Source organism: Phocaeicola fibrisolvens, from assembly GCF_025567125.1.
In the GTDB taxonomy this organism is placed as follows: Bacteria; Bacteroidota; Bacteroidia; order Bacteroidales; family Bacteroidaceae; genus Phocaeicola; species Phocaeicola fibrisolvens.
Genome location: NZ_JAOQJI010000027.1, coordinates 34,818 through 53,285, shown reverse-complemented (window position 1 = coordinate 53,285; position 18,468 = coordinate 34,818). Strand labels below are relative to the sequence as shown.

The 18,468-nt window shown below is 48.5% G+C and carries 13 protein-coding genes and 1 tRNA gene; 3 read left to right on the top strand and 11 right to left on the bottom strand.

All coding sequences use genetic code 11. From position 1 onward, the window contains the following. Nucleotides 1-70 precede the first annotated feature (70 nt). The 4 genes from OCV81_RS11550 to OCV81_RS11535 form a co-directional block, all read right to left on the bottom strand. Nucleotides 71-158: transfer RNA gene (locus OCV81_RS11550), tRNA-Ser, on the bottom strand. A gap of 137 nt (nt 159-295) precedes the next feature. After that, complete coding sequence (locus OCV81_RS11545; RefSeq protein WP_148330131.1) at nt 296-1,084, bottom strand: TatD family hydrolase; 789 nt, start codon at nt 1,082-1,084, stop codon at nt 296-298. 4 nt (nt 1,085-1,088) lie between these two features. Continuing rightward, entirely contained in the window at nt 1,089-2,072 is a 984-nt protein-coding gene (locus tag OCV81_RS11540; protein WP_148330130.1) for a polyprenyl synthetase family protein, read from the bottom strand. Nucleotides 2,073-2,149: 77 nt separating this feature from the next. Further along, the gene (locus tag OCV81_RS11535; protein WP_148330129.1) at nt 2,150-2,839 is read right to left on the bottom strand and encodes an energy transducer TonB; all 690 of its coding nucleotides are present in this window, start codon (nt 2,837-2,839) and stop codon (nt 2,150-2,152) included. A gap of 413 nt (nt 2,840-3,252) precedes the next feature. On the opposite strand from OCV81_RS11535, the gene cmk reads away from it, so the two are divergent. The 3 genes from cmk to pfkA all read left to right on the top strand — a co-directional run bounded on the left by cmk (nt 3,253) and on the right by pfkA (nt 5,860). Further along, nucleotides 3,253-3,951: a (d)CMP kinase gene (gene cmk, locus OCV81_RS11530; RefSeq protein ID WP_148330128.1), complete on the top strand. Its 699-nt coding sequence runs from the start codon at nt 3,253-3,255 to the stop codon at nt 3,949-3,951. Beyond that, the gene (locus tag OCV81_RS11525) at nt 3,938-4,804 is read left to right on the top strand and encodes a 4-hydroxy-3-methylbut-2-enyl diphosphate reductase (RefSeq protein ID WP_148330127.1); all 867 of its coding nucleotides are present in this window, start codon (nt 3,938-3,940) and stop codon (nt 4,802-4,804) included. Before cmk ends, OCV81_RS11525 begins: the two co-directional genes overlap by 14 nt. A 75-nt stretch (nt 4,805-4,879) precedes the next feature. Beyond that, nucleotides 4,880-5,860: a 6-phosphofructokinase gene (pfkA, locus tag OCV81_RS11520; protein ID WP_148330126.1), complete on the top strand. Its 981-nt coding sequence runs from the start codon at nt 4,880-4,882 to the stop codon at nt 5,858-5,860. 85 nt (nt 5,861-5,945) lie between these two features. On the opposite strand, the gene OCV81_RS11515 is transcribed toward pfkA, so the two are convergent. From OCV81_RS11515 to OCV81_RS17925, 7 genes are all read right to left on the bottom strand, one after another. Beyond that, nucleotides 5,946-7,289, bottom strand: coding sequence for an ABC transporter substrate-binding protein (locus OCV81_RS11515; RefSeq protein ID WP_394802538.1), 1,344 nt, complete (start codon nt 7,287-7,289; stop codon nt 5,946-5,948). Continuing rightward, entirely contained in the window at nt 7,286-8,077 is a 792-nt protein-coding gene (locus OCV81_RS11510; protein WP_072543439.1) for an ABC transporter permease, read from the bottom strand. Before OCV81_RS11510 ends, OCV81_RS11515 begins: the two co-directional genes overlap by 4 nt. Beyond that, nucleotides 8,071-8,868, bottom strand: coding sequence for an ABC transporter permease (locus OCV81_RS11505; protein ID WP_148330125.1), 798 nt, complete (start codon nt 8,866-8,868; stop codon nt 8,071-8,073). The genes OCV81_RS11510 and OCV81_RS11505 overlap by 7 nt, the downstream gene beginning before the upstream one ends. Then, nucleotides 8,865-10,262 (bottom strand): polyamine ABC transporter ATP-binding protein, encoded by a 1,398-nt coding sequence (locus tag OCV81_RS11500; RefSeq protein ID WP_148330124.1) that lies wholly within the window; start codon nt 10,260-10,262, stop codon nt 8,865-8,867. The genes OCV81_RS11505 and OCV81_RS11500 overlap by 4 nt, the downstream gene beginning before the upstream one ends. 131 nt (nt 10,263-10,393) lie before the next feature. Continuing rightward, nucleotides 10,394-11,494 (bottom strand): methylmalonyl Co-A mutase-associated GTPase MeaB, encoded by a 1,101-nt coding sequence (gene meaB / locus OCV81_RS11495; RefSeq protein WP_022354775.1) that lies wholly within the window; start codon nt 11,492-11,494, stop codon nt 10,394-10,396. A gap of 7 nt (nt 11,495-11,501) precedes the next feature. Beyond that, a complete protein-coding gene (locus tag OCV81_RS11490) occupies nt 11,502-12,587 on the bottom strand; it encodes a DUF1573 domain-containing protein (protein ID WP_022354774.1) in 1,086 nt (361 codons plus the stop codon). A gap of 132 nt (nt 12,588-12,719) precedes the next feature. Further along, nucleotides 12,720-18,329: an alpha-2-macroglobulin family protein gene (locus OCV81_RS17925; protein ID WP_148330123.1), complete on the bottom strand. Its 5,610-nt coding sequence runs from the start codon at nt 18,327-18,329 to the stop codon at nt 12,720-12,722. Between the last annotated feature and the right edge of the window lie 139 nt (nt 18,330-18,468).

Sequence of the window (18,468 nt, the reverse complement as noted above, 5' to 3'; positions counted from 1 at the left end):
CTCGACTTTACATTCTTGGGTGTAAAACTGGGTGTTTGTTTTGCAATTTGCTGATTTTCAGCGTTTGTTGCGGAGAGACAGGGATTCGAACCCGTGATACGCTTTTGGCGTATACACGCTTTCCAGGCGTGCCTCTTCAACCACTCGAGCACCTCTCCTTTTTCCAATCAGCCGGAGGCTCCTTTCAACGTTTTTTATCCCCTTGCTGATTTCAGTCACAAATGTATTCTTTTTTTTCGTCTTACATAACATCAAGCCTGCAAAAGTTTACTTTTGAAGTCGAAATTAATAAACTTTAAAAACTTTTCTCCGCATTTGTGAAGACTTTTAAGGCATTTTCCGTAGTCTGAGAAGCGATGTCCGACAAGGGTATCCCATAAATGAAGGAAAGACATTCTGCCACCTTCACCAGATTCGCACTTTCATTCCGCTTGCCACGATAGGGTACCGGAGCCAGATAAGGAGAATCGGTTTCGAGCACGACACGTTTCAAAGGCACCTCTTTCAGGACTTCCGGAAGACAGCTTTTTTTGAAAGTGACCACCCCGTTTATTCCCAGCATGAAGGATTCGAATTCCAGCAACCGCTCCGCATCTTCTCCGGTTCCGGTAAAACTATGGAAAATTCCCCGCAACGCCGTATGTTTATAGCCGGACAACACTTCCAGCAGTTCCGGATAAGCTTCCCGGCAATGTATAATCAAGGGCAGGCCGTATTCTAAAGCCCACTTCACTTGTTCTTCAAACACCCACATCTGCTCCTTGCGGAACGTCTTGTCCCAATACAAGTCGATGCCGACCTCACCGATTCCATAAAAACGATGAGAAGAAGTCAGATAGCCTTTCACTTTTTCCAGCCGTTTCTTCCAGTTTTCATCCACCGAAGTGGGATGGAGGCCAATCATCGGATAACAACACTCGTGTGCATCACACAGCCGGAGCATTGCCTCCACCGTAGTGTCATCAATATTAGGCATGAACAAGCGCGTCACACCTGCTTCGACCGCACGAATCACCGCAAGCTCACGATCCGCGTCAAACTCTTCCACATAAAGATGGGTATGGGTATCAATCAGGGCATTCATCTCTTTACAGTTTACGTTCCATCAAGTGACAGACAAACTTTTTCAGTTCCTCTTTAAGAGACGGCTCCACACTCACCTTCTCCAGCAGCAACAGCCCTTCTTCATAATATGCATCAATGCGAGCCTGACAAAGTTCCGGCACTCCTACCTTATTATATAGAGCTGTAACCGACCGGATTTTTTCTTCAGCCACATAGTCCGTAGCACGAAGCCAGTTCAGTAACGTTTCCTTATCTTCTCCTTCAGCCAGGCTCAAGGCGGTAATCAGCATAAAGGTCTTCTTATTGCAAAGAATATCTCCTCCAATCTTCTTTCCAAAGACAGCCGGATCACCATACACATCCAGGTAATCATCCTGCAACTGGAAAGCCAGTCCCATCTTAATGCCAAAATCATAGAGCAACTGCGCATCCTTTTCGGGAGCACCTCCCAAGATGGCAGCAATTTTCAAGGCTGCCGCAAGCAACACGGAAGTCTTCAGACGAATCATTTCGATATACTCGTCGACCGTCACATCCAGACGATGTTCGAACTCCATGTCCCACTGCTGTCCTTCGCATACCTCAAGAGCGGTACGGCCAAACACTTCCATCACCCTTCCCACGTATTCTGCCGGACATTGCTGCATCATGAACTGATAAGCAAGAATCAGCATGGCGTCTCCCGAAAGAATCGCCGTATTTTCATCCCATTTCTTATGTACCGTCGGTTTATTCCGGCGCATGTCGGCCTTGTCCATCAAGTCATCATGCAACAAGGTAAAGTTATGGTACGTTTCAATGCCTGCCGCCTGAGAAAAGATACGGGTCACGTCTTCCTTGTATAAATTATAAGCCAGCAGCATCAAAACCGGACGCAGACGTTTGCCACCCAGCCCCAGCACATATTCAATCGGGTCGTAAAGTCCCATCGGATTCCGCATATAAGAAAGGCTTCCAATATATTCGTGAATCTGCTGCAACAATTGTTCACTTGTCTGTTGTTTCATGGAAATGCAATTTTAAAATAAGAGAAAAAAGAAAGGCTGCAAAACGCAGCCTTCACTTTATTATAACGGTCAATAGATTACTGCAACTTAAAGGTTACAGGTACGGTATATTTCACACGTACAGGTTTACCACGCTGCTTACCTGGTTTCCATTTCGGCATCATCTTAATCACACGGAGCGCTTCCTTATCCAAGTACGGGTCTACACTACGCATCACCACCGGGTCAACGATAGAACCATCCTGGTTAACCACAAACTGGATGATTACACGTCCCTGTACACCGTTTTCCTGTGCAATAGTCGGATATTTGATATTCTTACTAATGAACTTCAAACATTCAGCCATACCACCCGGGAATTCCGGCATCTCTTCTACTACCTGGAAAATCTGCTGTTCTTCCGGTTCTTCTTCTTCCACTTCAACCGGCACATACTTGATTTCCACAGCCTGCGTGTTGTCATCCTCACTTGACTGGATGGTAGATTCCTCTACGTTTGCATCATTATCTGCAATCTGCAACACTTCTTCCATTTTCGGAGCTTCAGGAGGAGGCGGTGCCTGCTGCTGTTCCTGCTGTTCAGTGATAGGAATCATTTCTTCCTCAAAAATAGGTTCGACGATACCTGTTTCGGTAACAATCTGCTTGTCACGTTCTGTCCATTCGAACGCTACGAACATCGCTGCCAAGACCAGTATGAAGCCGAACAACAACCACGTGGTTCTTTTTCCCTCGAGGTCCGCTTTAGGCGATTTTTTGACTTCCATAAATGTGTTTATTAAAGGTTAATACTCTATACGCGACAAAGGTAACACAAATCCTTAAAAATTCATCTTCCGGAAGTAAAAATAATGCAAAACCAAGCATATTTTTTATTTCGCCTTGGCAATAAGCGGCAAATGCCTTATTTTTTTTCAGTTTTCACAAGGCGAAAACATACGTTTTCCATACAGGAAACGTACATTTCCCCAAGCAGAGACATACGTTTTCCAGCAGGGAAACATAAAAAATGCCAGGAGCCGTTTCCATCTACTCCACAACGTTTTTTAATCCATCTCAGTTTGTTCTTTCTTTCTGCTTCTCGCCAAACCACCACCCATAAACTTCCAGAAAAAGCATTCGAAATCCAAAGGATTTTCCCTATCTTTGTACACATTATCATTCACATACTCACTGAATCATGAAAAAAATTATTATTGCCATCGACGGATTCTCTTCCTGCGGGAAAAGTACCATGGCTAAAGACTTAGCCAAAGAAATCGGATACATCTATATAGACAGCGGCGCCATGTACCGGGCCGTTACACTGTATTGTCTGGAAAACAGATTGTTTAATGCCGACGGAAGCATTCAGGAAGAAGCGCTCCGCCAGCAGATGGGACAAATCCAGATTTCCTTCCAGCTCAACCCGGAAACCCAGCGCCCGATGACTTTCCTCAACGGGAAAAACGTGGAAGAACGCATCCGTACCATGGAAGTCTCCTCCCATGTCAGCCCGGTAGCCGCTCTCGGTTTCGTACGGGAGGCACTCGTACGTCAGCAACAGGAAATGGGCAAGGAAAAAGGGATTGTCATGGACGGGCGAGACATCGGTACCGCAGTCTTTCCCGACGCCGAACTGAAAATCTTCGTCACAGCTTCCGCCCAGATTCGTGCCCAGCGCCGCTACGAGGAACTCAAGGCCAAAGGACAGGAAGCCTCCTTCGATGAAATCCTGCACAACGTGGAAGAACGCGACCGCATTGACCAAAACCGGACAGTGAGCCCGCTCCGCAAGGCCGACGACGCCATCCTGCTGGACAACAGCGAAATGACGATTCCCGAACAGAAAGAATGGTTAAAGGAACAATTTGAAAAAGCCACCCATGCATCACATTGAAATAGATAAGGAGTCCGGATTTTGTTTCGGAGTGACCACGGCCATCTCCAAGGCAGAAGAAGAACTGGCAAAAGGAGAACCCTTATATTGCCTGGGCGACATCGTGCACAACGGACAGGAATGTGAGCGTCTGAAAAAACTGGGACTGATTACCATCAACCACGAAGAGTTTGCCCGCCTGCGGAATGTAAAGGTACTGCTGCGTGCTCACGGCGAACCACCCGAAACTTACGAACTGGCCCGAAAAAATCAGATTGAAATCATCGATGCCACTTGTCCGGTGGTATTGCGGTTGCAGAAAAGAATCAAGCAGGAATACGACACCACTCCCAACGGTCGGGAACGACAGATTGTCATCTACGGGAAAAACGGTCATGCCGAGGTGCTGGGACTGGTAGGCCAGACAAAAGGAAAAGCCATCGTTATCGAGAAACTGGAAGAAGTGAGCAAGCTCGACATGACAAAAGACATCCGGCTGTATTCACAGACCACCAAGTCGCTCGACGAGTTCCGCCAGATTGTCTCCTATATCGAGGAACACATCTCTCCGGAAGCCTCTTTCCAATATTTCGATACCATCTGCCGGCAGGTGGCCAACCGCATGCCCCACATCCGGGAATTCGCGGCCAGCCATGACCTGATTTTCTTCGTCTGCGGACACAAAAGTTCCAACGGAAAGATTCTCTTTCAGGAATGCAAGAAAGTCAACCCCAACTCCTATCAGATTGACAAACCGGAAGAGATTGACAAGAGCATATTGTCACGTGCACATTCCATTGGAATCTGTGGAGCCACTTCTACGCCTAAATGGCTGATGGAAGCGTGTAAAAAAGTTATAATGAACGAAGAATAAGGAAGAAATTCACCGCAAAATAGCAACAGTTTTTGTACTTTTGCTTCATAAAAATCAAACTAACAACTAACAATTATGGGAACTATTAAATGTATCGGTATTCTGACCTCCGGAGGTGATGCACCAGGCATGAATGCCGCAATCAGAGCCGTCACCCGTTCCGCTATCTACAACGGACTGAAAGTAAAAGGTATTTACAGAGGCTATAAAGGATTGATTACGGGTGAAATCAAGGAATTTAAGACTGAAAATGTCAGCAATATCATACAATTAGGAGGTACAATCCTGAAAACCGCACGTTGTCAGGAATTCCGTACCCCAGAAGGACGTCAAATCGCTTACGAAACCATGCAACGTGAAGGCATCGATGCCCTCATCATCATCGGTGGAGACGGTTCTTTGACCGGTGCCCGTCTGCTGGCACAAGAGTTTGACGTACCTTGCATCGGACTTCCCGGCACCATCGACAATGACCTGTTTGGTACAGACACGACCATCGGTTATGACACTGCCCTGAACACGATTCTGGATGCAGTGGACAAGATTCGTGATACCGCAACTTCTCACGAACGTCTGTTCTTCGTGGAAGTGATGGGACGTGATGCCGGCTTCTTGGCATTGAACGGTGCCATCGCTGCCGGAGCAGAGGCAGCCATCATTCCGGAATTCAACACGGAAGTAGACCAGCTGGAAGAATTCATCAACAACGGATTCCGTAAATCAAAGAACAGTTCCATCGTACTGGTAGCCGAAAGTGAAATCACGGGTGGAGCCATGCACTATGCGGAACGTGTGAAGAACGAATATCCGCAGTATGATGTTCGTGTCACCATTCTGGGACACTTGCAGCGTGGTGGACGTCCGACAGCTCACGACCGTATCATCGCCAGCCGTATGGGTGTAGCCAGCATCCAGGCATTGATGGAAGGCCAGCGCAACGTAATGATCGGTATCGAAAACGACCAGATTGTGTACGTACCGTTTGCCAAGGCTATCAAGAACGACAAGCCGATTGACCGTGAACTGGTGAACGTATTGCATGAATTGTCTATCTGATATTCCCTTATATCACATAAAAAGAAACCTCCTTTTCGGGCGCACCCGGAAAGGAGGTTTCTTTTTGGTTCCCTCAATTTGTGACTTACTTGTGGCGAAGCTTCCGGCGCGAACGCTTGTAATGGCTCCGCTTATAGCGCAGCCAGCGACGACGAATCTGCCAGGCACTCAGTCCGACAAACACCAGCAGAATCAGAATGACCAGCCCACTGTTCAGGTTGTCTCCTTTCACCCGCGACCAAATTTCCAGCACATCTACAGTCTTGTCGCCGAAATCGCGTATCATGGCACAACGGGCTATCACCGACTTGTCGGGATACTGGGTGTTCCGCAATTTCACGTGACGCGCTTCCGAACCGAAGAAGTAACTGGCATCCACTTCCTTGTTCAAAGTAGAATCAATGCAGGCCTCCATAATTTCCGGAGCGGCAATGGAACTGACGTATCCGTTTTCTTCCATGTTCCGCAAGGCAATGTCCGGACGACACAGGAAGTTGATGAAATAGCTGGCAGCCTTCGGATTCTGGGCATACTTGGGAATCACCCAGCCGTCGTACCACACGTTGCTTCCTTCTTCCGGAATGGTATATCCCAAATCCACTCCTACCTCCGCAGCTTCTTCGATGGCCCACTGCGCATCGCCACTCCAGGTCATGTTCATCCATGCCTTCCCCTTGGTCATCATCTCCTTGCCAAAATCGGCTTCCCAACCTGCCACATTAGGCTTCAGCAGTTTCAGATATTTTTCCACCGAGTCCATAGAAGCCGGTGAATAGTCGTTCATCAGACTGGCCACACTGCGAGTACTGTCTTTCAAGTCTTCCCGATGGGCATACAGTAACGCCATGCCATACGCATCCCGGTAAGAGTCCTTCATCAGAATTTTTCCTGCATACCGTTTGTCCCACAGACACCCCCAGGAGCGTAAATCCTGCGCAGAGACATATTTCTTATTGTACAACAGTCCGGCCGTACCCCACATGTAACAGACCGCATAACGGCTGGCCGGCTGGTCGCCCGGCACCGTCAGCTTGTCAATCTGCTGGCGGATATAAGGGGCTACCCCTTTCATGTAATTGGGTGAGTGAGCAAAAACAGTGTCGATGGGCAGCAGCAGTCCTTTGTGCAGCATGCGCTCGATAATGTATTCCGACGGACAGACCACATCAAAATCTTCATGCCCTTTTTCAATCTTGGTCAGCATGATTTCATTGATATCGAACGTCTGATACACAATGCGGATATCCTCTCCCGTCTGTTCCTTATAGTATTGCTGGAAATCTTCCAATACCCCTTCGCCAATGTAATCGGCCCAGTTGTACACCTTCAGCACATTCTCACGCGACTCCCCGGCATTGTAACAGCTTGTCAGCAGGGAGCATACACAGAGCATCGCCCACCAGCTCCACCTTTTCATCTTCTGTTTCATTTGTTCTTTGCTTTGTCAGCTCTACGGTTAATAATTATCAGCAGCACCAGAATCACCACAAAAATCACGGCAGACAACGGACGGAGTTCCGGTGTCAATCCTCCCTTGCGGGCATCCGCATAAATATAGGTAGAAAGCGTCTCCAGTCCCTGGTTGCCGATGGTAAACACCGTCACGGCAAAATCATCGATGGAGATGGTCAGTGCCAGCAGGAAACCGCTGATCATTCCGGGACGGATTTCCGGGATAATCACCTTCCACAAGGCCTGCATGGGAGTAGCTCCTAAATCGAGTGCTGCCTCATACAGGTTCGGATTCATCTGCTTCAGGCGCGGCAATACACTCAACACCACATAGGGCGTGCAGAAAGTGATGTGTGCCAACACCACGGTCGTGAAACCTTGGGTAATACCCAATGACACAAAAAGCAGGAACAAGGAAATACCGGTAATGATATCTCCGTTCAAAATGGGGATGGTATTGATGAATCCCATGGCTTTCCGGCTCCGGGCCTTCAGGTTATAAATGCCGATAGCGGCCACACTGCCCAGCAGGGTAGAAACCGTGGCGGCAATAAAGGCGATGGCAATCGTATTGACCAGCGCATTCATCAGGGAATGATGGGCACCCGTATTACACAACGAGCGATACAGGTTGAACGAGAAACCGGTCCAGTTACCCAGCACCTTGGCCTCGGTAAACGAATAAATCACAATAATCAGAATCGGGGCATACAGCATCAGCAGCAACACCCACAGATAGGTCTGCATCAATATTTTCTTTACCATACCTGTCCTCCTTTCTCCGACTCGTTCTTATCGTCGGCACTGAACAAGGAAGTGGCGGCAATCAGGAAGAGCATAATCAGTGAAAGCGCAGCACCATAGTTCCACAAGCTGTTGTTGATATTCTCCTGAATGGTGGTTCCAAACAATTTAATGTTGTTCATGGTGAGCAGTTCCGCAATGGCAAAGGTCGAGATAGTAGGCATGAACACCATCATGATGCCGCTCACCACTCCTGGCATGGACAGAGGGAAGACCACTTTCCAGAACACTTGAAACGAGTTGGCCCCCAAATCTTGAGCCGCTTCCACGTAACTGGGATCCATCTTCTGAAGCGTATTGTAAATGGGATAAATCATAAACGGGATGAAATTGTAAATCATTCCGAAAATCAAGGCCCCTTCTCCCAACGGAAGACTGGCAAAGTTGAACAAGGCCACGGTAGCCAGCGTACGTATCAGGATGTTAATCCACATGGGAAGGATAAACAGCATAATCAGCGTACGGGAATAGCTGGAACGGCTCCGGCTCAGAATCCAAGCCGCCGGATACCCCAGCACAATACACCCGATGGTAGTAAGCAGAGCAATGCCGATGGAATACACAAAGGTATTGACGGCTTCCGGATGCGCCAGAAACTTCCGAAAGTTATCCAAGGTAATCCGGCCCGTGTCATCCGTAAAGGCATAAATCACAATCAGGACCAGCGGAATAATCACGAAGATGATTGAAAAAATCAGGTAAGGCAAAGTCCAGCTTCTCCGCGACAGAAAAAACAAACGCAGCTTGTTCATCGTTCCTCCCGTTTTACACGTACCCGGATGTCTTCCGGAGCAATGGATATTCCCACATGGTCTCCGTCATCCCATACGTCGTTGGTATCGACAAACACATTCTCATCCCAGTCCGACCAGACGGTCAGGTGATAATGGTTTCCTTTATAAAGAATGAATTTCACTTCTCCCGTCAGTGCTCCGTCTTCGGCATCGTCCTGCAAGTCAATCTTGTCGAAATCCACTTCCACCTGCACTTCGCCCAAAGGCACTTGCTGCAAATCGACTGGAGCACATTCAAATGTACAACCAAGGAACTCCACATGCGTTTCATCCAGCAGTTTTCCATCGAAAGTGTTGCACAAGCGTTCCTTTTTCATAATATGAATGTCGTGAGGCTTCACCAGCAGGCCGACCTCCGTACCTGCTTCAAACGCATGATAATCCTGCACCACGAACTCATACCCTTGGCACAGCACCACCATTTCATAATGCACTCCCTTGAAGATACACGACTGCACCACACCGCGAAGCTGTGCCATGTCCGATACAGGAAAGATATACAGGTCTTCCGGACGAATCACCACATCCACCGGTGTCTGTTCCCCGAAACCTTCGTCCACACACTCGAAATCCCGGTCGCAGAAATGCACCAGTCTGTCTTTCACCATCACCCCGTTCAGGATATTGCTTTCGCCAATGAAATCGGCCACGAACGAATTGATAGGTTCATTGTAAATATCGGTAGGAGTACCAATCTGCTGGATACGTCCCTCGCTCATCACCACGATGGTATCGCTCAGGGTCAAGGCTTCCTCCTGGTCGTGAGTGACATACACAAAAGTGATACCCAATGACTTGTGCATCTCCTTCAGTTCCATCTGCATGTCCTTTCGCATCTTCAGATCGAGTGCAGCCAACGGCTCGTCGAGCAATAACACCTCCGGCTCGTTCACGATGGCCCGCGCAATGGCCACACGCTGTTGCTGTCCACCGGAAAGGGAATTCACGTCACGATACTCATAGTCGGTCATCCCCACCATTTTCAGGGCAGCCTTGACTTTTTTCAATACCACGTCTTTCGGAAGTTTCTTCAGTTTCAATCCGAAAGCAATGTTGTCATACACATTCAGATGGGGAAACAATGCGTACTTCTGGAACACCGTGTTCACCGGACGCTTGTGAGGCGGAGTCTGGGTAATCTCTTTACCCGCAATGCAAATCACTCCTTCGGAAGCCGTCTGGAAACCGGCAATCAGGCGCAGCAAGGTAGTCTTGCCGCAACCTGAAGGTCCCAGTATGGTTACAAACTCTCCTTTTTTAATGGACAGATTGATATGATCCAAGGCCGTTTTCTCGCCAAAAAACTTCGATACGCCCTTTACCTCTATAATCGGTTTAGTTTCACTTTGCATGATTTCTGAAAAATTGGTCCGCAAAGTTACATATTAATTCATTTTGCAGTACGATATCTCCGGCTTTTCTTCTTTATTTTTATTCAGTCCACAAAGGAATGTAAAAGAATTTACATATTTATGCAACATATTCATTTCAAACCCGAAAAATACATGTCGAGCAGTTTCCGTGCCGCAGAGAAAGAGGTAGCTTTTCCTTCCAACACTTCCTGTTCCTGCAAAGGCAATAAAGAGGCAATCTGCGGATTCTGATAGAAACTGTCGCGCAGATGCTCGTTGATGGTTTCGTACATCCAGTATTTAGCCTGTTCATTTCTGCGACGTTCAAAATAGCCGTTTTTGCGGACAAAATCAATGTAGGCATAAATCATGTCCCAGATTTCCTTGATACCGATATTGTAAAAACCGGAATAAGTCAGCACCTGAGGCGTCCAGCCCGATTCGGGAGCCGGGAAAAGATGCAAGGCATTCCGAAAATGAGTGGCTGCCAGCTTGGCTTTCTCAATGTTGTTTCCGTCGGCCTTGTTGATGACAATGCCGTCGGCCATTTCCATAATTCCTCGCTTGATGCCTTGCAGTTCATCACCTGTACCGGCCAGCTGAATCAGCAGGAAAAAATCGACCATGGAATGAACAGCTGTCTCACTCTGCCCGACTCCGACTGTTTCCACAAAGATTTTGTCGAAACCGGCGGCCTCGCACAAGATGATGGTCTCACGGGTTTTGCGGGCTACTCCTCCCAGTGAGCCAGCAGAAGGACTCGGACGGATAAAGGATTTTGGGTGTACAGACAGTTTCTCCATACGGGTCTTATCGCCCAGGATACTTCCTTTGGAACGCTCACTGCTGGGGTCGATAGCCAATACGGCCAACTTTCCACCTTTTTCTTCCAGTACGTGCAAGCCGAACACATCGATTGACGTACTCTTTCCGGCTCCCGGCACCCCACTGATGCCGATACGGATGGAATTGCCGGAATAAGGCAGGCATTTTTCAATCACCTCCTGTGCCAGCACCTGGTGTTCCGGTTTCACACTCTCCACCAGCGTCACTGCCTGGCTCAGCATGGTCACATCGCCTTTCACGATGCCTTCCACATACTCTGCTGCCGTGTACTGACGACGTTTGGGTTTCTTTCTCAGTTTCAGATAAGGATTAACAATGGAGGGCTGTTCCACTCCTTGATTGACAGTTAACCCCTTATAAGCTTCGTTGTTCTCGGGGTGTTCCATACTTCATTTATTTATCAGACGATTTCAGCCGGGCTTTCACACGGATGGTAATCATCGGTTGGTTAGGGTCATTGGTAATCATCAAGACACGTGGCGAACCTTTCACACGGGGAAGGTTCTGCGCCAACACGGTAATCTTCATTTTGGTAGATTCTCCCGGTTTCAGCACCCTCTTATTCAGCTTCACGGCCAAAGCCATACTGAACACCTGCATATCCTGAATATTCAAATCAGATTTACCCGTATTCGAAATGACAATGGTCTGCGACTTTTTCTGTTTGGGTTTCAGGTCTACAAATTCCAGTTCCTTGGCCGACAAGGTAATCTGAGGCGGATTATTCTTCTGCTGTTCTGTCAATTTGGAGAAATCGGGCAACAGGGCTACAGATACCGGAATTTCATTTTCACTTCCCACCTTATCACCCGGGAAACGGGACAGATACACAGAAGCACGCGTAATACCCAGTTTCGGAAGTTTCTCGGAGTCCAGTGTCACTCGGATTTTTCCCGTCTTTCCACGTCCCAGCTTTTCCGGCTCAGCCGTAGCTTCCAAGTAAGGAGGCAAATGCATCAATACAGGAGAATATGCTTTATTGGAAGTATTGGCAACCAGCAATTCAATCACCGGACGGTCGCCTTTGTTCACCGATTTAAAGTCCAGTTCATCCAGATTCAGGCGAATGGCTCCCACAGCATAAGGATGCGTAAACGAGAAGTTCTTCGCATCTGCCGTCACCTCTCCGTTGAAGTCGAGATAAATCGGCATAGGTGAAGCATTGCAGTACACACCCACATCTTTGTAGAAATGCCCGATGGCTTCTGCATCAAACACCACCGTAATCTCTCCTTTCCCTCCTGCCGGCACGGGGTCTTCCGTCCATTTCGCTTTGGCACAACCGCAAGAGGTCGTCACATTGGAAATGACCAGCGGCTTATTGCCTGTATTGGTAAACGAATAAATGACAGTGGCCGGATTTCTCCATAAGACATACCCCAAATCCTTTGTCTGCATGTCGAAAGTGATTTTGGGCTGTGCAAACAAAGAAAAACAGGCAGCCATACACAACAGGAAAAAAGTATATATACGTTTCATTGATTTTATTCTTTCTAAATTATGGAAACAAAGATAAAGAGAAAACAGGAACAAGCAAAATCAAGCCTGAAAATTTATTCTGTCCTGCTTTCTGCATAAAAAACCGGGCAGGACTTACCCACCCGGATTTGCTTATTCCACTTGAAGGCTACGCCCTTCCGTATGGCTTCCAAACTCCGGCGCATATACCGACTGTATGGTGGCCGTTCCGGCCTGATAGGTTCCTGCACGATCTACGTAGACCTCGTATTCTATCACGTAACTGCCTTTCCGCAAGTGGTCGATAAAGAATGAGGTAGCTGCATCTTCCGGAGCCTGATAATATCCCAGCCCATCTTTCCACACATAGCCGGACAATTGTTGCACAGGTTCCATGCAGGCAGCCCGTTCATCTTTCAGGCTGACAAAATCCATATCCCGGTCGGTACGGAAAGTCAATCGGACGGTCAACCGGTCACCCACATGCAAGAGAGACTTCCGGCTCAAGGTCTCACCTTTATATATATATTCACGTGACACCTTCAAGCCGTCTCCTTCAAACTGCTGAATCCGGTCCATATCTTCCAGGTATTGGGTATAAACGGCCCCCCATCCGGCTCCTTTTCCCGCATGACTTACTGTCAGATTCTTTACCTCTGTAGCTTTCCCTGTCCAAGTCTGACGGATATATCCCAGTCCGTCGTCCGGCGTCTCCAGCTGGATACCTGTCGCCTTTGCCTCCATCTTCCCTGTTTCTTGCAAGGCGGTTCCATCGGACAACAACGCATAGAGGGCATCTGCCGTAGCTAACGGGGTACTCCAGCATTGTACCTGCTTCTGCTTCAACAGCCAGTGCTTCATCTCGTTCAGCATCGTTTCATCCTTTTCCACCAGCTGAATGGCCTCCATGGCGGCCACCTGTGTCGGAATCCGATACCCGTTCCAGGCATACAAAGCTTTCGGTGTATCGAAATAACGTCCCATTTCTGGAGTTGCTACAGTATATTCCTTGATGGAATGTACCAAAACTTCCGCCTGCGACTTCTTTCCTTGCGCCTGCAGAATCCGGGCAATCAAAGCCTTCTCATAGATAGAGTATTCATTGGAACGGTTTTCCAGTTTTGCCACCATATATTCCTTGGCGGCCTGCTGTACCCGGCCAGCTGCCGCTTTATCCAGCGAAACAATATACAAGTATCTCACGGCCAGTTCACTGGGCAATTGAACTCCATTCTTTTTCGATTCATTCTCCTTGAGCTGCCGGTATTCCTCACAGAACGCTGCCTCCAAGTAATTTAAGGCTTTCAAGTACATATCCGACACACGTACCTCGCTCATCACTTGCATGAATTTCAGACGAGCCAGCAGTTCCGTCACCTGCGTGGTGACCATCCGGCTTCCCTGCATGCCGCCGAACCAGCTCCAGCCTCCATCCGACTTTTGCAAGGCCTTCAGCTTTGTTACGGCCTGATCCATACGATATTTCATCGTATTCAATTCGAACAGCAACCCAATCCGTTGCCGTTGTTCCTGCTCACTGGCCGCTTCCGCCAGCCAAGGAGTTTCTGCCAGCAACAGATTCTTCAAATCCGGATTCTGTTCCAGCTCACTCCAAAAAATCTCTTTCTTCATGCCCTGCTTCCGCCAGCTGTCAAACACCGTCTGAATCTGAGGATTCAATTCCACAATCTTCTGTGCCAGCGCCTGAGCATAATAAGCCGTAGCCCAAGAAAACGCATCGTCCTGCTGCGGATTGCTAACTACCGGAAGTGCCTGCACGGCATACCAGATCGGATTGGAAGTTAATTCAATGGTCAATCTGCGGTTTTCGGCCGTCTTGCTCTGCCCATTAAACCTGTCCTTCAGGTCCACCTGCTGAGACTGTCCGGCTTCCACCTGCAACGACTGCGTCTCAGTCATCCATTGCTTATCGGTCAGAACAGGCAGGTAGTGCTGTTCACCGTCACTGAACTCACCCGCTTCGGCCTGCATCCGACAAATCAAGACCTCACAATCCGTTTTCACTGGGAAAGCAAAACGTACACTGCCCGTTTCTCCGGCCTTTACTAAAAAATCCTGAGCCGACTGGTAAACCACGCTTCCATCCACCGGATTCACCAGCTCCAACCGGGCCTTTCCTTTTACCTCCTCGGTAGATAAATTTATCAACGAAGCTGCCAGTGAAGCCTCATCCCCCCGACGAAGGAAGCGAGGCAGGTTCGGCTGAACCATAAACGGTTTTTCGGTACGGGTTTCGGTCTGCATGAGTCCATAATCCATGTCCCGCGTATGGGCAAATCCCTGGAACTTCCACTGAGTCAACGCATCCGGTACGGTAAAGACCAACCGTACGGTACCGGTCGAATCGGTCCGCAAATCGGGATAGAAGAAAGCGGTTTCCGCGAAATTTTCCCGTAAAGTCAAATCCGGCTCTGCTTCCAATTCAAAATTCGCAAACTGAAGTTCCACTCTCTCTACACCATCATTTTGAGAAAATCCCTCTTCCGCCAAAGCCACATCTTCTTTCATCATCACATTCGGTACCGCTGCAGCTGCCTTCATCATGACTCCCGCACCTCGAATCATCTGCACATTACGTGTCAGACTTCTATACAGCTGCAAAGAAGGAATCCACAAGCGACTGTACAACTGCCAGTTATCCGGTACATAGACGGAAGACAGTGAATAGGTATAGAAGGGAGAGTAAGCCATTGCCACACTGTTCATCTGCTGGATGAATGGCATCACCGAGGGTGTATAACGCCTGAAAGTCAAATGGAAGTTCCATGGATTCTCCCACAAACGGTCGAGAGAAGCATCGTACAAAGTAGCCAACAGACGGGCATCTGCCGGCTTACCGGAGGCATCCAGAATCCGCATCGTCCAAGTTTCCTCCGTACCCGGACGCAGACGGTCGCGGAAAGTCTCCCATTTCAATGTCAGTTTCTTCTCGGGAACCGGACGCTTCAGAACCACCTGTTTGGAATACCAGATGCCCTCCTTCATAAATCCGAAGCTGACGGTGATTCCATCGCCATACTCCGGCCTCCAGGTATAGGAGAACGGGCGAATTTCCTCGTTCAACACCTGGGCCTCGGACACCAGCATCCGATTTCCGCTATATACATGATAAAACAGATGTACATTCTTCTCACTGCTGCCCACGTACAAAGTCACCGGCCGGTCGGCCTGCAGTTCCGTACCGTCTTGATAGAACCATTCCACAGTCTTTATCGGAGGAACGCTGTCACTCAAAGAGAAGAGTACCAATTCCTGTTCCGCGCGACAAAGACGTCCATGCGCATCACGGGCAGATACTTCCAGCACGTATTTCCCGGAAGCCAGCTGTTTCCACGCCTCCGGCAAGAAAGGCTGGCCCGACTTCACCGTATCCGACCATACCGTCTGCCCCTTCTTTCCAGTCTCCTCCAAGAGGTAAAGATGACAAGCCACCTCCAAGGCCACCGGCTGACGTTGCAGATTCAAGGCTTGCACCTGAATCTTCTCCAGCTTCTCACGAGCCACTTTTCCAGCCAATCCCTTTATCTGTAATCCAACAGCATGTTCACCCACCGGAAGTACCAGTACCCCTTGCTGGGTTTCTCCTGCCACATCCGTCACCTCCGCTTCTATCCGGTAATGGTAAAATCCGTCCCATCCCAAGGAAACCTCCGTATCCGGGCGCTCCAAGCAGACTTTCACCGCAAAGGTTCCGTCTGCCTGCGTCATCAGTTCCCCTTCCGCCAACAGCTTCTCTTCCGCATCCATACGCCAGAACCAAGCTTTCGAGCGAGTCAAAGTATAACGTATCTTACCGCCCTGTACCGGCGCACCCGAGAACTTCTTCGCCATTCCCTCCAACGTCAGAGAGTCTCCCATGGTATAGGCCTCCTGCACCTCCTTCCAAGTCACCTCAAACGTCGGATGTTTGTACTCTTCCACCCGAATAGCACAAGAAGTCTTGTCCGATTCAATGCGGAACGTTCCGGCCAATGTTTCCGTCGGCAACTGGAACTCTGTGGAGAATGCGCCAAAATCGTCGGTCGTCAACTCCTTTCGGGCGATTTCCTGATTGTGGGCATCCCGCAAAGCCAGCCACACAGTTGCCTCCTTACGTACCTGCACCTCATCCCCATTCTGCGTATAGGCCACTCCCGATACGTACACCGTCTGTCCTTTACGATAGAGTGCACGGTCTGTAAACAAATCCATCCGGTCGATAGCCTTCTGCGTGCTGCTTACGGTAGACAAGATTCTTCTGGACCAATAGGATACCTCCATAAAATCATCTTTCGCAGTCCGTGCATGCATCCACAACTGTGTATTCATATCCGGAACCACTACCTTCCCTTGCTTGTCTGTATGATACGTCTTGTATACCGTATAATTACCCGGCACCGGAATTGAATAGAACACCAGTTCGGCTCCTGCCACCGGCAACCCCGTTTTCCGGTCTACCACGTGACATTCGGTCTGCTTTCCTTCTATCGGGAAAGAAACTACCTGAAGCGAAGACAAATGCACCACATCGTATCCTGTCTTATCCTTATAACCATCGGGAATGGACTTCAACACATAAATTCCAGCTTCCGGTATCCGACAAGTCAAAATAGATACCGAGTCCTTATAATCAGGCGTCTCCGGCAAGTCCAACCGCACCTTATCCACCAGTGTGCCATATTTCTTAATTAACGCTGCATGGTCCACACTATTGGCAAACACAGAAGAAGAAGCCTTGAGATTCAATTTATACCATTCCAGCGTGGCCCCTGCCAGGTTCTTGCTAGTGACACGAAGTTCCGTTTCCACCTGCGGATAAGGCCGAGTCACCTGTACCGAAAGCGAAGGCATGCACACAATACGCTGCTTGTCTTCCAGGTCGGCTGCAAACTCCGAATCGGGATAACGCTTCAATCCCTCTTCAATCACCTTCATTTCAGACACAAAATCCTGCTTCCGGTGATAGAAATCTGCCCAGCAGATATATACCGCCGCACAGGCATCCAATCCAACATAGGTTTCCGCCCACGACTTCCACAAATCCACCGCCTGGGTGTCCGACACCGGTTGCGGATATCGCCATCCCCTGCGTTGCCAGCAGCTCAACCGATCCAAACGGGTCAGCAACTCGGCTTCACGATTGTGTACAGCCTTGTATTGTGCCAGCAACTTTTCATAATCTTCATACACGGCACATTGCACCTCCTTGCTGTCCTGCCCGTTCATCTTCAAGCGATAAATGACCTGCCGCAACAACAGGTCGTACATATTGTCACCGAAATAACGCTGGCTCCATTTTCCAATCTCCGTCATCGGACGAAAATCTACAGCCGATACAGACGACAAGGCCTCTTTTTCTTTTACTGCCTGATTGAAATAATACAGCACGCTATCCATCTTCTCAGGATAAAGCTCCAGTTTATAATATCCCGTAAGGAACATCAGTACGGCTTTCTGCAAAGGGTCGCTCTCCTTCATGGCCCAATCTTCCATATACTGAAGTTCCTTCTGCAAACTGTCCGGCGTAAGTTCTACCTGACATTCCACCCGTGAAAAATACGCCTTCAGCATCTGCGGAGTATTTTTCTCCTTCCTGGCCTTTTCATAAATCTGATTCACCTGCGCAATCAGTGTCTGCGGCAAATCCTTTTTCCGACTCTCTTCTACATTCTTCCACAAGCGTTCATAACTTTGGGCCACTCCAGCCAGTGGGAAAATAAAAGTCAGCCATACGATGGCACACAGTAAGAATAGTCTGTTCATATCCTTCAAATTAAAATTTCACTTCGGTTGTTTCTTATAAAGATAAAGTAGATTTCTTAAATTACTGCATAGTTTTTAATTAAAAGAAGCAAACGAGGTTACCTGAGGGCATAAAAAAAGAGAACCAAGTTCTCTACGA